Consider the following 14,655-nt stretch of genomic DNA (forward strand, 5'->3'; position numbering starts at 1 on the left):
GGTGTAACTCCTCATCGATTTAATACGGTCAAAAAAGTGAAGAACAGTCCCCGGTTTTTTATTGATGTCCGGGAGGTTTGGGGGGAGGCAGCCTTACAACGTCTTCCAGTCGACATCGGCCTCGAACGCTGCGGCCGCCTGGTAAATCGTACCTTCGGCATAGTGCTTGCCAACGAACATCAGCCCGACGGGCAGGCCGTCCACCAGACCGCACGGGATCGACATGGCCGGATGGCCGGTAATGTCCTGCGGCGCGGTGTTACCGATCATTTCCAGTGCCCGGGCCACGTACTCAGTGATCGAACAATCGGGTTCGGGGTGGGGCTGAGCGGTGATCGGCACGGTCGGCATGACCAGTAGGTCGTAGGTCTCCAGTGCCTTGTCATAACCGGCCCGAGCGAAGCGTGCGATGTTCTGAGCCTTGGCGTAGAAACGACCGTTGTAGCGTTCCAGACCGTACTGGCCGACGAACATGCACAGCTTGAGCGATGCGGATAATGCGTCCGCTTGTTCGCGCCAACCGACCTGTTTATCCAGCAGGCCGACGTCGTAGAGCCCCTTCCAGTTAAAGCCTGCGCCATTGCCATGCATCATTTGCATGGTCAGGCCTTCGCAGCCGATGGGGTGCCACAGCGAACCTGCCAGGTTGTGCTCGGGAACGGAGACCTCTTCGACGCGAGCTCCCAAGGCTTCGAGTCGGGCGATGGCGCCGCGTACCTTGTCGGCAACGCGTGGATCCTGGTTGGCCAGCTGGAAGCCTTCCTGCAGGATGCCGATCCGCAGTCCGCTCACACCTCGCACCAGATAGTCGCAATAGGCGTCGACTTGAGGGGCGGCCTGACGAGGATCGAGCCCGTCGGCACCGGCCATGACTTCCAGCATCAGCGCGTTGTCACGCACGTTGCGGGTGATGGGACCGGCATGGTCGATGGTGGCCTCGATCGCCATGATCCCGGTGTAGGGCACCAGACCGTGGGTCGGCTTCATGCCATAGGTGCCGCAGAACGCTGAAGGGATACGGATCGAGCCGCCTTGATCGCCGCCAACGGCCAGGTCCACCTCGCCGGCTGCCACCAATGCAGCGCTTCCGGAGGAGGATCCGCCGGCAGCGAAACCGTGCCGGTATGGGTTGTGTACGGGCGCCGGATCAGAGGTGTGGCTGCCACCGGAGAGACAGTAGTGCTCACAAGTCGCCTTGCCCAGGATGGTCGTCCCGGCGTCTAGCAAACGGGTCACCACGGTTGCGTCAAACGACGGTACAAACCCTTCCAGGATTGAGGCTCCGTTCATCATCGGGACGCCAGCCAAGGAGATGTTGTCCTTGAGCGCAACAGTCTTGCCTACAAGCTTGCCCTCACGGGCACCATTTACTTCAGTCCTGTAATACCAGGCGTTGAGCAGGTTTTGCGGGTTAGACGGGCGGTAGCCGGAACTGCGGTCGTAGCGCACCGGTGGGGTGAAATCCGGCAACTCGTCGACCAGGTCATAGGCGTCGAAACTTGGCTGCATAAGTGCCAGGTATTCCGCTGCCTGCTCATGGGTCAGCTGCATATTCAGCCGGCCAGCGATGTCTTGCAGTTGGTCGAGGGTAGGGCGAACAATGGCCATGATTTTCCTATTCTTTTGTCTGTGATCGACAACGGCTCGGTCAGTACGGGAGCGTTCGAAGGTGTTCGCAAAACACCTCGCGCCGGGCACCTGGGGCGACATCAATCAAGTGGGTAACTGGGTTCAAGTTAGGCATCCTTCTCAGCCTTTGCTTGGCTGAGAAGGACAGCCATTTGGTTGAAAAGGACAACCTGCCAAGCGTGGCGCGCTCAGAACACTTTCAAGACGCGCAGGTTCAGGCGTGCGCCTTCCTTGAAGCCTTGTTCGACCTCGATGTCGGTGCCGATCTGGGCTTGAATCTGCAGCGTGGGCTCGATGAAGTGCGTGACGGTAAAACGCCCGTAGGAGGTGGAGACCCCGTCGTGCTGATCGACACCGTTGACGGTGGTCGCCGAGCCGGTGATGTAGCCGCCGCCCACGGCGAAGGTGGTGCTCGGGGTCCAGTTGTAGCGCACGGCGGTCTGGTACTCGTAGCGGGTGTTTTCTTCCAGCTTCGCCCCGGACGGGCCGAAGTCATTGTTGGCCGACACCCAAGAGGCTTCGGCCACCGTGTCCAGCGCCCATTTCGGGGAGAAATGGTGGATGTACGCCGCCTGTAGCGTGGCGCGCCAGCGGTTCTCGCCGAGGTTCAAGGCATCGTTCTTGTCGTAGCTCCCTACCGGAACGTACAGGTAGGGTGCCAAGGCGAAGATGTCCTTGTTCGCGGTGGGCAGCGTCCACTTCAGCGGCGCGGTGATGATCGGGTCGCCGATGCCGCGGGTATCGCCCAAGGCACCGATATCTCCCGAGGCGTTCATCTGGCCGAAAGGCAACAGAATCTGCGGTTCCCATGAGAGGTTTTCTGACAGGCCGATGGCGTGCACATACCGCAGGATGCCGATGTCCGAACTGAGCCTGGCGTCGTCGGATACCTTGTGGCCGTTCTGGTACAGATCCGAGCGGTCGGCGTGCTGGTAGTAGAGCAGCAAGGCGTTGGCGCCGGCCGGCAATGGCTCGAAATCACCGGGAGCTATCTCGATGGCCTGGCTTTTGACAAAGGGCAGCATGCACAGCACGAGTAAAGAGTGACTCAACTTCATGATCGATTTCCTGACAAAAGGGCGCCCAACCCCATGCGCTGGGGGCCAAAAGATGTTTGGAAGCGAGATCTGTGTCAGGGCGGAATCCGGATCAAGACCGCCCGTAGACGCCGGGTAGCGTCAGACGTCAGGTTTTAGGGATTACCGCGTCACGCAACATGCCCGTCTGCGGGTGGCAGTTGATGTACTCGAACACTTGATCCTTGGCGTCGGATACCGAGACTTCGTGATAGAGGCGTAGCTTCGACAGGCTGGTAGCGACCCGAAAGAAGGTCACGAAGATCCGCAGATGGGTTGGATGGGATTCGGCCCAGCGCTCGAGTTTCTCCAGGGAGCGCCAGTGGCCGATGTTGTAACTCAGGTTCAGAAGATTGCCGTCCAGGTCGATGTAATTCACGAAGCGATTGCTGTAGCAACCCAGGTCCTTGCCACTGTCGCGAAGGAAATCCATACCCGCCTGCAGCGTCGGCAGAATTTCGTTGAGATAGAGCGATCTTTCTTCTTCGCCGGCATCCGCCCAGTCCTGGCCGGAGCGGATCAGCGCGATATTGTCGTGGCCTTGCACGACCACGCGCCCACCTTTGGCCGGGTCACCTGCGATGACCGTCAGTTCGCCGGAAGGAGCCATCCAGTCGGTCTGGGAAATCGGGAAGCGGTCCCGCATCGATCCCCAGTAACCGTGTTCTTCGATGTCGTCACTGATGGTGTCCATGACGGCACCAACGCCGGGCAACTCATCGCGAAAGCCATACAGCGTCTCGAACTGCTCGGCCCGCGGCGCGACGATCTCCCGAAAGTAACCGAGACCGTCGTTCAGGCGATCCTCTGACGACCACCATTGGTTTACCTCGGGTGTGCGCAGCCAACGGCAATACGCGGCGGGGTCTTTCCAGTACCCGACGATCATCAGGTTGTCGTAACCGCTGTTGTCGGTGTGGTGGGTCAGGTCATGGCTCAGGGGGCCGTCGGGCAGACTCAGGCTTGCGGCGATGTGGCGCATGGCGTGCAGGGCCGCTGCACGCTGGTCCTCACCGCGGTATTGCACACCCCAATATCCCATCACCACCTGTTCCAGTTGCTCATCGGCGCGCCCAACCCACATGGGGAAGGGGGGCTGGTATTCATCGGGGACGCGACGAGACAACGTCCGCGGGCATTTGAGGTGCTTATCGATCGCAGATTCCATGGTGGGCTCCTTTGTTTTTTTTGGTATGCGGTTATCTGTTCAACGTTTCGAAGGACGAGGCTGTCTGACGGTTGGCGCAACCAGTCGACGCCGCAGCGCCAGTGTCCCCAGCTCTAACAGGTAGGTGGCGAACTCTTCAGGTGCCAAGTCGCGCCTCTGCAAAAGCCAGGATGAATCGGACTGTCGCTGCTGCTTTGGTAGTTGCATGGGACACCTCATCAGTTGTGGTTGGAGGGGCACGCTGTGGGGTAGAAGTTAGGCGGGGACGGCACGGTACGCTTGGCTCGTACGGACAACCGTTTGGCTAGAAAGGACAGGCCCTGAATACAGGATCACGATGAGCTGAGTTGGTGCGCGCACTCCGAATGCATGTATCGATATTGGGCAGGAGTCGTTCGTGTGACAGCCCCTTCCCGAGCGCAAGGGTCTGATATTTCAGGCGCACATAACCTTGGCAGTACAAAAGTGGAGTGGCCTGCTATTTGCTAAACAAGGAACCAACGTTTCCGCCATCCTTATTGTTCAGCCGCCGCCGTGAGGTGAATGCCATGAGTCATAGCAATCAGTATTCGACCCTCGCCGTTGCGGCGCCACGTCGCTTTGATTACTGGAAAGAAGTGGTGTGCCGTCACTGCCTGGCGGCTGACAGCAAACCGTTGGCGCAGAGCGATTTCGACGGGGCGCTGGAGGTGCACGGCATGGGGCCGCTGGAGATCTGTACGCTGTCCTCGCCACTGCATTTTTGGGAGCGTTCGCCCCAGCATTTGCGTAGTGGTCCTGATGAAGATCTATGGCTGGGTTTCACCCGGCGAGGCTATGGTGAATTGGAGCAGGGAGGGCGCAGGGCAACGCTGGCGGCGGACAATTTGTTTCTTTATGACGCATCCCAGACGTTCCGATTCAGCCTGGGTGGTACCGAAAACCACTTGGTCCGCATTCCGAGACAGTTGCTCAGCCAGCGGTTGCCAGGTATTGCAGGCTGCACAGCCGTGGTACTGGACGATCGCCGTCCAGGGGTGATTCCATTGCGCGAGATGTTGCACCAAGCGGCGAGCATTCCTGCAAGCTTTCAAGACGGGGGGCTTTCCAGCCGCTTCTCCAACACCTTGCTGGATCTTCTGGCGATCAGCCTGGAACTCCAGGACTTGAAGACGACCCATGAGGAGCTGGATCTTTATGGTCGGATCATGAACTACATCCAGCAGAATCTGACCGATCCGGACCTGTCGATCGAGCGCATCGCTCAAGTGCATTATGTGTCCACGCGAACCGTCACGCGCGCTTTCGCCCGTTACCAGAAAACGCCGGTTGCGGAGATCTGGAAAGAGCGCCTGATCGCCAGTCGTGAGGCTATAGAGCGCGGCCAGGTACGCAGCATTTCCCAAGCTGCACTGGATTTCGGATTCTCCGATTTTTCCCATTACAGTCATGCTTTTCGCAAGGCCTTTGGTGTGGCACCTCATACACTCCTGCGCCGAACTTGAGAAAGGCCCCAGGATTCACAAAAAACGCCACTCAATGAGTGGCGTTTTTTGTGCATGAGATTAATGTTCAGCGTCCGGCCATTAGCCCGGCTTTGACGAGAGTTCAGAGCCTGAGGTATGAGTCGCCTGCAACGCACCCTGGAGGGTACTCATCACCATGTCATGCAGCAACTTGCGGCGTACTCCCTTGCTTGCGTGCGGCTCCCCAACCCAGGCTGGCAGTTGGTTGAGGAGGGACACGATGCCGCTCAAGGTGGCGCGCCGGGTGGCATTGGTCGGTTTACCGGTGAGCTGCTCTATAGTTTCCACCAGGTGCTCCTCGTAGCGTCGGCGCAGGGTCAGGATCAAGGCATGCTGTTCGCTGCTCAGGCAATGGAGGTCGTACTCTGCCAGGCGGAAATGCGCCCCCATGCGCTCGTGTAGCAGGAGGTGCGCCTCAAGCAGGCCATGCAGTCGTACCGCCGGTGCGGATTTGCGACGATTCACCAGGCTGGCGCCGTGAAGCAACTGTTCGTAGAGTTCCTCGATCAGCTCGAACAACAGTGCTTCCTTGCTATCGATGTGGTTGTAAATGGAGCCGACATTGATCCCCAGATAAGTGGCGAGGTCGCGCATGCTTACCCGGCTGAAGCCACACCTGGCGAACAGCTCGAGAGCCTTGTGGCGGGTTTCCAGGTAGCGCGAGTGGTGCCCTAGTTCGACAGGTAGCGCCATCCCCTTCATACGCGAAACTGCCCCAACAGCCGATTCAGCTGACCCGCCAGTTGGCCCAGTTCCTGGCTGGCCTCGTTGGACCGGCCTGCTGCCTGGGCATTTTCGTGGGCCAGCGAAGCTGCACGGGTGACATTCTGGTTGATGTCCTCGACCACATGGGACTGCTCCAGGGTGGCGCTGGCGATCGAGGCGTTCAGTTCGGTGAGATTGCGCAGCGCGCTGAGAATCTGGTGCAGGCTTTCACCGGTTCGGCGGGCCTGTTCCACGGTTTGTTGAGCGGCTTGGCTGCTGGTATTGATGACCTTCACCGCCGCTTCCGAGTTGCCCTGTAGGCGCTCGATCATGCCTTGGATCTGTGCGATGGACTGCTGAGTGCGCTGGGCCAGCAGGCGCACTTCGTCTGCTACCACGGCGAAGCCGCGGCCCTGTTCGCCAGCGCGCGCCGCCTCAATGGCGGCATTCAGCGCCAACAGGTTGGTCTGCTCGGCGATGGCGCGAATGACTTCCAGCACACTGCCGATCTGGGTGCTTTCCTGGGCCAGGCTCTGGATCACCTCGACAGCCTGGCCGATGGTCTCGGACAACTGGTCGATCTGGCTCAGGCTGTTGTCAATATTGTTCTGGCCCTGGCGTGCCTGCTCATCGGCCTGGCGTACTTCGTTGGCGGCGTGTTCGGCGTTCTTCGCCACTTCCTGCACGGCGTAAGAAACCTCGTGAATGGCGGTGGCCACCAGCTCCATCTGCTGGGACTGTTGTTGGCTGTGGCGCTGGCTATCGCTGGCAATCTCAGCGAGTGATTGCGAGGCCTGGTCCAGGCTGCCTGCGGTCTGCATAGACTGGCCGATCACAGTGCGTAGCTTGTTGGTGAACACGTTGAAGTGGACGTTGAGGGCAGTGAGCTCGTCGCGCCACTGGCTGTCCAGGTTGCGGGTCAGGTCGGCATCGCCGCTGGCGATGTTCTGCATGGCATCGACCGCTTGCGCCAGTGGCGAGGCTATGCTGCGGGCAATCAGCAGGATCAGCGCGCTGAGCAGCAGCGTGATCATTATCAGGATGACGAAGGTATGTACCAGCTGGCGGCGGAACTCGACTTGCACGTCGTCAATGTAGATACCTGAGCCGACGATCCAGCCCCAGGGCTTGAACAGTTCGACGTAGGAAACCTTTTCGACCGGAGTGTCGGCACCCGGCTTGGGCCAGCGGTAACTCACCAGGCCTGAGCCGTCGCGTTTTGCCACGGCAACCATTTCGTCGAAGAGCGCCTTGCCATCAGGGTCGAGGGTGCCAGCCATGCGCTTGCCTTCAAGCTTGGCATTGGGATGCAGGATCATGCGCGTGTCGAGGTCTTCGAGCCAGAAGTAGTCCCCGTGGTCATAGCGCAGATCGCGTATGACCGCGATAGCCTGCTGCTGCGCCTGTTCACGACTGAGCCCGTGTTCTTCCAGGTTTTGGAAGTGGCGCAGGATCCCGCTGGCCGTCTCGACCACGTGACGGGTTTTCAGCGCCTTGGCTGCATACAGGTTGTCATAGCTCTGCTTGAGCATCATGCCGGCAAGAATCAGCAGCATCAGGATGGACGTGAGCAGGATCAACCACAGTCGGCGGTTGATGGGAATATTGCGCAAGCGGGGCATGGGCAACTCCACAAGGAGGGGCAGAAAAGAGGGCGTCCGGACGCGGCAGGCGCGTCCGGACGGGGGACTCAGAGCGCGTAGTGGGCCAGCTCGCGGGCGATCAACAGGCGTTGGACCTCGCTGGTGCCTTCGTAGATCTGGGTGATGCGTGCATCGCGGTAGTAACGCTCAACCGGATAATCCTCCAGGTAGCCGTAGCCGCCATGGATCTGCATGGCGCTGGAACACACGCGCTCGGCCATTTCCGAGGCGAACAGCTTGGCCTGCGAGGCTTCTGATAGACACGGTTGCCCGGCGCTTTTCAGGCGTGCGGCATGCAGCACCAGCAGTCGGGTGGCATTGAGCCGGGTGTGCATATCGGCGAGCAAGTTGGATACGCTTTGGTGTTCGATGATCGGCTTGCCGAATTGGACGCGTTCGCGGGCGTACCCCAGCGCGGCTTCGAAAGCGGCGCGGGCGATGCCCAAGGCCTGGGCGGCGATACCAATGCGACCACCTTCCAGGTTGGACAGGGCAATGGCCAGGCCCTTGCCGCGTTCGCCCAGCAGGTTAGCCTCGGGGATCGTGCAATTGTCCAGGGTCACCGCGCAGGTATCCGAGGCCTTGATCCCCATTTTGTGCTCACGGCGGTCGACCACGAAACCAGGGTTGTCGGTCGGTACCAGGAAGGCCGACAGCCCCTTCTTGCCCTGTTCCGGATCGGTGACGGCGAAAACGATGGCCAGCTTGGCGCGCTCGCCGTTACTGACGAACTGCTTGGCACCGTTGAGCACCCACTGCCCATCATGCAGCTCGGCTCGGGTGCGCAGGTTGTGTGCTTCGGTGCCGGCCTGCGGCTCGGTCAAGCAGAAGCAGCCTATGGCCTGGCCGCTGGCCAGAAGCGGCAACCAGTCGTCTTGCTGAGTCGGGCTGCCATATTTCAGCAGGGGGCCGCAGCCCACTGAATTGTGGATACTCATCAATGCGCCGAGGGCACCGTCGCCGGCCGAGATTTCCTCCACGGCCAGGGCGTAGGCCACATAGTCGGTGTAACTGCCACCCCAAGTGTCCGGCACTACCATGCCCAGCAGGCCCAGTTCACCCATCTGCGCCACCACGGCGTCATCGATCCAGCCGGCCTTCTCCCAGGCTTGGGCATGCGGGCCGACTTCGCTGCGGGCAAAGTCGCGCGCCATGTCGCGGATCATGCGTTGTTCTTCGGTCAATTCGATATCGTGCATTGCGGTGTCTCCTGCCGATCAGGCGGTGCGAAGAGGGTTTGCAGAGGCCGGGTGGAAGTCGCCGAAAAAGGATTGCACCCGCGGTGGTGCCAGTTCCGCCAGGGTTGGAGGGTTCCAGCGCGGGGTTTTGTCCTTGTCGATGATCAACGCGCGCACGCCCTCGATCAGGTCACCTTTGTCAAACCACTGATAGTCCAGGTGCAACTCCAGGGCAAAGCAATCGGCCAGGCTCAGGTAACGGCCGCGACGCAGCAATTCCAGGGTCACGGCCATCGCCAGTGGCGAACGGCTGTCGAGCAGTTTGGCCGTCTGCTCGGCCCAGTCGCGCAGCTCGGGACGTTGCTCGCGCTGCAGGGCGGTGAGAATGGCCGGCACATCGGGCAGGGAAAAATATTCATCGATCACCTGGCGATAGGCCTTGAGTTCCGATCCCGCAATACGTTCGGTGGACATGCGGGCGAGCAGGTTTTGCAGGTCTTCGTCGGGCGCACCGGTCCAGTTCAATTGATCCAGGGCGGCATCCAGTTCGGCCAGTTGCTCACTGGGCAGGCAGTAGTCAGCCAAGTTGGCATAGAGGGCATCGGCGGCACGTACCTGGCAACCTGTGACCCCCAGATAGATACCCAGCTCACCCGGAAGGCGCGGCAGGAAATAGCTGCCGCCGACATCGGGGAAAAAGCCGATGCCGACTTCCGGCATGCCCATCCGCGTGCGCTCGGTGATCACCCGTAACGAGGCGGCCTGGGCCAGGCCCATGCCGCCGCCGAGGACGAAACCATCGAGCAGCGCCAGCACCGGTTTGGAATAGCCGTGCAGGTACTCATCCAGGGCGTACTCTTCCTCGAGAAACAGCTCGTGCAGGTTGTCGCCGGCCTTGTGACTGTCGTACAGCATGCGGATGTCGCCACCGGCACAGAAGGCTTTTTCCCCGGCGCCACGAAGGGTCACGGCGACGATCTCCGGGTCCTGTTCCCAGACCCACAGGTACCGGCACAACAGTGTCACCATGGGCAGGTCCAGGGTGTTCAACGCACTTGGTCGATTCAGCGTCAGGTGCCCGATGCGGTTGCGCACACTGGCCAGCACCGGGGCTTGCTGCTCGCTCATGCTTTTGCTTCCCCACGGAACAGTTTGATGATGGCGGAGAAGTCCAGGCCGCCATTACCTTGCAGGCTGAAGGTCTGGTACAGCTGCTGGGCGGCAGCACCGAGCACCACCGGCTGACGCACATGTTTCGCTGCTTCGGTGGCGAGGCCGAGGTCCTTGAGCATCAGGTCGGTACCAAAGCCGCCACTGTAACCACGCGAGGCCGGAGCGTTTTCCAGCACGCCCGGGAACGGATTGTTGATCTCCGAGCTCCAGCACCGACCGGTGGAGGTGCCGATGACACCGGCCAGCACCTTGGCGTCCATGCCCAGGGCCACACCCAGGGCCATGGCCTCGGCGACGCCGACCATGGAGATGCCGAGCAGCATGTTGTTGGCGATCTTGGCCACTTGGCCGTTTCCTGCTGCGCCGCAGTGCACGATGTTCCTGCCCATGGCCGAGAGGATTGGCAGGGCCTGGTCGAATACGCTGACCGGGCCGCCGACCATAAAGGTCAGGGTGCCTGCCGTCGCGCCACCGGTGCCGCCGGATACCGGCGCGTCGAGCATTGGGTTGCCCTGGGCAAGGGCGAATTTGGCCACCTCGCGGGCACTGAGCGGGTCAATGGTTGAACTGTCGATCAACAGCACGCCCTGGCCAATATTGGCCAACAGGCCGTCCTTGCCGCGATAGACCTGCTTCACATGGTCGGCGGTCGGCAACATGGTGATGATCACCTCAACCTTGGCTTTGGCCACGGCGGCGGGTGAGTCAGCGGCGCTGGCACCGGCCTCCACCAGGGTCGCGACCGCCTGCGGGAAAGGATCGAAGACGGTCAGGCTGTGTCCAGCCTTGAGCAGGTTGCGGGCCATTGGGCCGCCCATGTTGCCGAGGCCGAGAAATCCGATATGCATGATGACTACCTTTTGCGAGTGGGGGATCAGCGGTGCAGGAAATTCGGCACGCGCTTGTCGACGAAGGCTTGCATGCCTTCCTTTTGGTCGTGGCTGGCAAACAGCGAATGGAACAGCCGCCGCTCGAAACGTACGCCCTGACTGGCCGGCGCTGGGCGCCGGCCAGCAAAGGTCATTTCAGGGTGATGGTGGTGTTGACCGCACCGCTGGTGTCGTCTTCGTCGAACCAGCGCTGGGTGACCGTCTTGGTCTGGGTGTAGAAGGTCACCACTTGTTTGCCGTAGGGGCCCAGGTCACCGAGTTTGGAGGCGCGAGAACCGGAGAACGAAAACAGCGGGACCGGTACCGGGATCGGCACATTGATGCCCACCTGGCCGACGTCGATCTCTTCCTGGAAGTGACGGGCCGCAGCGCCGGAGCGGGTGAACAGGGCGGTACCGTTGCCATTCGGGTTGGCGTTGATGATCTCGATCGCCTCGCTCAGGTTGGCGGCATGCATGACGCACAGCACCGGGCCGAAGATTTCTTCGCGGTACACGGACATTTGTGCCGTGACGCCGGAGAAGATGGTCGGGCCGACGAAGTTGCCGTCCTGGTAGCCAGGCACACTCGGGTTGCGCCCATCCAATTCGAGCCTGGCGCCTTCTTCGATGCCGCTGGCGATCAGGCTGTTGACGCGATCCAGAGCCGCGCAGGAGATCACCGGGCCGATGTCGGTGCCAGGTTCGGTGCCGCCATTGATCTTGAGGGTTTTGGTCCGCTCGATCAGGTCCGGCAACCAGGTCTGCGCTTCACCCACCAGAATGACCACCGGCAGGGCCATGCAGCGCTGACCGGCGGCGCCGAAGGAGGCGCCCAGCAGGTTGTTCAACGTCTGCTGTTTGTTGGCATCGGGCAGGACGATGGCGTGGTTCTTCGCGCCCATCATGCACTGTGCACGCTTGCCATTCTGGGTAGCGCGGTTATAGACATGGGTGCCGACCTTGGTCGAACCAACGAAGGACACGGCTTTGATGTCCGGGTGGTCACAGATCAGGTTCACCGCGTCGACGCCGCCGTGGATGACGTTGAGCACGCCCTTGGGTACACCGGCTTCCAGGGCCAGTTCGACCAGGCGCATGGTCACCAGCGGGTCTTGCTCGGATGGCTTGAGGATGAAGGTGTTGCCGGTGGCGATGGCCATCGGGAACATCCACAGCGGGATCATCGCCGGGAAGTTGAACGGGGTGATGCCGGCACACACGCCCAGCGGCTGCATCAAGGTGTAGGTGTCGACGCCATTGGCCACGTTGTTGGCCAACTCACCCATCTGCAGATTGCCGATGGAGGCGGCGTGCTCGACCACCTCCAGGCCGCGGAACACATCACCTTCGGCATCCGGCAGGGTTTTGCCCTGTTCAGCGGTGAGCAGAGCGGCCAGTTCCTTGATGTTCTCGCGGATCAGTTGCTGGTATTTGAAGAAGATCCGGGAGCGGGCGCCGATCGGAGTCTTGCGCCAGGTCTTGAAGGCTTCCTTGGCGCTGGCCACGGCGGCGTCCATTTCCTCGGCGGTGGCGAAGGGCACGCGGGCCAGGACTTCCTGGGTAGCCGGGTTGATCACGTCGCGCCATTGGGTGCTGCGCGATTCGACGAATTCGCCGTTGATGAGAAGCTTGACGCTAGGAATGCTGGAGGAGGTCATTTTCGGGTCCTGTCTACTTTCTTTGAGTCGAGTGAGGCCCCTCGGCCTGATTGGCCGAGCGGTCGCGTTTGAATTCAGGAGGGCCGGCGTACCGGCCCGGGTTCAGCCCTTGAGGTGAGGGAAGTCTTCTTCGAAGTACTCTTGCGCGCCGCGTGCATCGCTCTGGCGGCGCTGCACTTCCATTTGCCGCAATTCCACCCGACGAATCTTCCCTGAGATGGTCTTGGGCAGTTCGCTGACGAATTCGATACGCCGCACCCGCTTGTAGGGCGCCAGGTGCTCGCGAGCGAAGGCGAGGATGTTGCCGGCCAGTTCAGCACTGCCGGGTTCGTCATGGGCCAGGATCAGGAACGCCTTGGGCACGGCCAGGCGTAGCGGGTCCGGGCTTGGCACCACGGCCACTTCCATCACCGCCGGGTGCTCGATCAGTGCGCTTTCCAGCTCGAAGGGACTGATGCGGTAGTCGGAGGCTTTGAACACATCGTCGGCACGGCCGACGAAGGTGATGTAGCCCTCTTCATCGATCTGTGCGGTATCGCCGGTGCGGTAGTAACCGTCGCGCATTACTTCTGCGGTTTTTTCCGGGCTGTCCTCGTAGCACAACATTAGGCCAAGCGGACGCACATCCAATGGCAGGGCTACTTCTCCCTCGTTGCCGGGTACGCCGTCGGGGTCAAGCATGGTCACCCTGTAGCCCGGCAGAGGACGGCCCATGGAGCCGGGTTTGAGCAGTTGGCCGGGTGTGTTACCGACCAGAGCGGTGGTTTCCGACTGACCGAAACCATCACGCAGCGGCAAGTCCCAGGCATGCAGGATCTGCTCGATGATCTCCGGGTTCAGTGGCTCACCGGCACCCACCAGTTCGCGAAGGTTCAGGCGCTCCTTGTAACTGGCCAGATCCTCCTGAATCAGCATGCGCCACACGGTGGGCGGGGCGCACAGGCTAGTGACGCCATAGCGCTCCAGCGCGCCAAGCAGGGCCGGGGCGCTGAAGCGCGCGACGTTGTGGATGAAGATGCAGGCGCCGGCGTTCCATGGTGCGAAGAGGCAGCTCCAGGCATGTTTGGCCCAGCCCGGTGACGAGATGTTCAAGTGCAGGTCACCCGGCTGCAGGCCAATCCAGTACATGGTTGACAGGTGGCCGACCGGGTAGCTCTGGTGACTGTGCAGCACCATCTTTGGCTTGGAGGTAGTGCCAGAGGTGAAGTACAGCAGCATCGGGTCGGTGGCTAGCGTGCGGTCCTCGACGTCGAACTGCTCGGAATACTCGCTGGCGGCACTGTGCGGGGTCCAGCCGGCGGGGGCCGGGCCGACGCAGATGCGGCTGCAGCCTTCTCCCAGGCCGACGAACTTGTCGACATGGGCGCTGCCGACCACCAGGTGACGAACCTGGCCGCGCTCGATGCGGTCGCCCAGGTCATCGGGGGTCAGCAGGGCGGTGGCGGGAATGACCACGGCGCCGATTTTGAAGGCGGCCAGCATGGTTTCCCACAAGGCGACATCATTGCCGAGCATCAGCAGGATGCGCTCGCCGCGGCGCACGCCGAGGGCACGCAAGTGGTTGGCCACCTGGTTGGAGCGCGAGGCCAGTTGCTGGAAGCTGTAGCGCTGTTCGCTGCCGTCTTCTTCGACGATCCACAAGGCGTTGGCGTGATTGTCCTCGGCCATGGCATCGAAGTAATCCAGTGCCCAGTTGAACTCGTTCAGTTGCGGCCAGCGGAAGTCACGCACGGCAGTGGCGTAGTCGGTACGGTGGGCCAGCAGGAAGTCTCGAGCGGCGAGGAACGGTTGGCAGTTGCTGTTCATTGGAGTCTCCATCGATCGTGGTGACGATCGGCGCGGGTACAGGTACGGGATGGTCAGGCGGCGAGGGGGGCTTCGCTGCGGGCAGCAATGCGTACTAGACGCATGCAGGTACCTGAGAGCGGGGAGACGGCGGCAAGCATGGATGTCTTCACGGTGTATGCCCTTGTTTGTTTTTGTTGGGTCTGGCGCGGTTCATGACCAGGCGCTTGAGCCCAGTATATGCATGCAAAAATCAATTAAAAA

11 protein-coding genes and 1 pseudogene are annotated in these 14,655 nt (G+C 61.2%); 1 reads left to right on the plus strand and 11 read right to left on the minus strand.

The window, feature by feature from the left end; all coding sequences use genetic code 11:
- Positions 1-93: 93 nt before the first annotated feature.
- From PFAS1_RS24170 to oxdA, 3 genes are all read right to left on the minus strand, one after another.
- The gene (locus PFAS1_RS24170) at positions 94-1,608 is read right to left on the minus strand and encodes an amidase (protein WP_076030811.1); all 1,515 of its coding nucleotides are present in this window, start codon (positions 1,606-1,608) and stop codon (positions 94-96) included.
- A gap of 209 nt (positions 1,609-1,817) precedes the next feature.
- Entirely contained in the window at positions 1,818-2,687 is an 870-nt protein-coding gene (locus tag PFAS1_RS24175) for a transporter (protein WP_076030812.1), read from the minus strand.
- 127 nt (positions 2,688-2,814) lie between these two features.
- Complete coding sequence (gene oxdA, locus PFAS1_RS24180; RefSeq protein ID WP_076030813.1) at positions 2,815-3,873, minus strand: aliphatic aldoxime dehydratase; 1,059 nt, start codon at positions 3,871-3,873, stop codon at positions 2,815-2,817.
- 548 nt (positions 3,874-4,421) lie between these two features.
- On the opposite strand from oxdA, the gene PFAS1_RS24185 reads away from it, so the two are divergent.
- Positions 4,422-5,357 (plus strand): AraC-like ligand-binding domain-containing protein, encoded by a 936-nt coding sequence (locus tag PFAS1_RS24185; RefSeq protein ID WP_076031589.1) that lies wholly within the window; start codon positions 4,422-4,424, stop codon positions 5,355-5,357.
- 81 nt (positions 5,358-5,438) lie between these two features.
- Here the strand turns inward: PFAS1_RS24185 and PFAS1_RS24190 are convergent, their stop codons facing one another.
- From PFAS1_RS24190 to PFAS1_RS24220, 8 genes and pseudogenes are all read right to left on the minus strand, one after another.
- Positions 5,439-6,080, minus strand: a complete 642-nt coding sequence (locus tag PFAS1_RS24190; RefSeq protein ID WP_076030814.1) for a TetR/AcrR family transcriptional regulator — start codon at positions 6,078-6,080, stop codon at positions 5,439-5,441.
- Positions 6,077-7,705 (minus strand): methyl-accepting chemotaxis protein, encoded by a 1,629-nt coding sequence (locus tag PFAS1_RS24195; protein WP_076030815.1) that lies wholly within the window; start codon positions 7,703-7,705, stop codon positions 6,077-6,079. The genes PFAS1_RS24190 and PFAS1_RS24195 overlap by 4 nt, the downstream gene beginning before the upstream one ends.
- A 68-nt stretch (positions 7,706-7,773) precedes the next feature.
- A complete protein-coding gene (locus PFAS1_RS24200) occupies positions 7,774-8,925 on the minus strand; it encodes an acyl-CoA dehydrogenase family protein (protein ID WP_076030816.1) in 1,152 nt (383 codons plus the stop codon).
- 18 nt (positions 8,926-8,943) lie between these two features.
- Positions 8,944-10,032, minus strand: a complete 1,089-nt coding sequence (locus PFAS1_RS24205; RefSeq protein ID WP_076030817.1) for an enoyl-CoA hydratase/isomerase family protein — start codon at positions 10,030-10,032, stop codon at positions 8,944-8,946.
- Positions 10,029-10,925: a 3-hydroxyisobutyrate dehydrogenase gene (gene mmsB / locus PFAS1_RS24210; RefSeq protein ID WP_076030818.1), complete on the minus strand. Its 897-nt coding sequence runs from the start codon at positions 10,923-10,925 to the stop codon at positions 10,029-10,031. The genes PFAS1_RS24205 and mmsB overlap by 4 nt, the downstream gene beginning before the upstream one ends.
- A gap of 26 nt (positions 10,926-10,951) precedes the next feature.
- Positions 10,952-11,068, minus strand: a pseudogene (locus PFAS1_RS29635) (enoyl-CoA hydratase); the annotation flags it as partial.
- A 29-nt stretch (positions 11,069-11,097) separates the two neighbouring features.
- A complete protein-coding gene (locus PFAS1_RS24215; RefSeq protein WP_074877452.1) occupies positions 11,098-12,606 on the minus strand; it encodes a CoA-acylating methylmalonate-semialdehyde dehydrogenase in 1,509 nt (502 codons plus the stop codon).
- Between the two features lie 102 nt (positions 12,607-12,708).
- Entirely contained in the window at positions 12,709-14,412 is a 1,704-nt protein-coding gene (locus PFAS1_RS24220) for an AMP-binding protein (RefSeq protein ID WP_076030819.1), read from the minus strand.
- Between the last annotated feature and the right edge of the window lie 243 nt (positions 14,413-14,655).

Origin of the sequence: Pseudomonas frederiksbergensis, from assembly GCF_001952935.1 — a bacterium.
Classification (GTDB): Bacteria; Pseudomonadota; Gammaproteobacteria; order Pseudomonadales; family Pseudomonadaceae; genus Aquipseudomonas; species Aquipseudomonas frederiksbergensis.

Bases quoted from the DNA above. Each gene is read 5' to 3' on its own strand.
- PFAS1_RS24205 (WP_076030817.1), bottom strand. From the start codon at position 10,032: ATGAGCGAGCAGCAAGCCCCGGTGCTGGCCAGTGTGCGCAACCGCATC.
- PFAS1_RS24175 (WP_076030812.1), bottom strand. From the start codon at position 2,687: ATGAAGTTGAGTCACTCTTTACTCGTGCTGTGCATGCTGCCCTTTGTC.
- PFAS1_RS24200 (WP_076030816.1), bottom strand. From the start codon at position 8,925: ATGCACGATATCGAATTGACCGAAGAACAACGCATGATCCGCGACATG.
- PFAS1_RS24195 (WP_076030815.1), bottom strand. From the start codon at position 7,705: ATGCCCCGCTTGCGCAATATTCCCATCAACCGCCGACTGTGGTTGATC.
- PFAS1_RS24215 (WP_074877452.1), bottom strand. From the start codon at position 12,606: ATGACCTCCTCCAGCATTCCTAGCGTCAAGCTTCTCATCAACGGCGAA.
- PFAS1_RS24185 (WP_076031589.1), top strand. From the start codon at position 4,422: ATGAGTCATAGCAATCAGTATTCGACCCTCGCCGTTGCGGCGCCACGT.
- PFAS1_RS24190 (WP_076030814.1), bottom strand. From the start codon at position 6,080: ATGAAGGGGATGGCGCTACCTGTCGAACTAGGGCACCACTCGCGCTAC.
- PFAS1_RS24170 (WP_076030811.1), bottom strand. From the start codon at position 1,608: ATGGCCATTGTTCGCCCTACCCTCGACCAACTGCAAGACATCGCTGGC.
- oxdA (WP_076030813.1), bottom strand. From the start codon at position 3,873: ATGGAATCTGCGATCGATAAGCACCTCAAATGCCCGCGGACGTTGTCT.
- PFAS1_RS24220 (WP_076030819.1), bottom strand. From the start codon at position 14,412: ATGAACAGCAACTGCCAACCGTTCCTCGCCGCTCGAGACTTCCTGCTG.
- mmsB (WP_076030818.1), bottom strand. From the start codon at position 10,925: ATGCATATCGGATTTCTCGGCCTCGGCAACATGGGCGGCCCAATGGCC.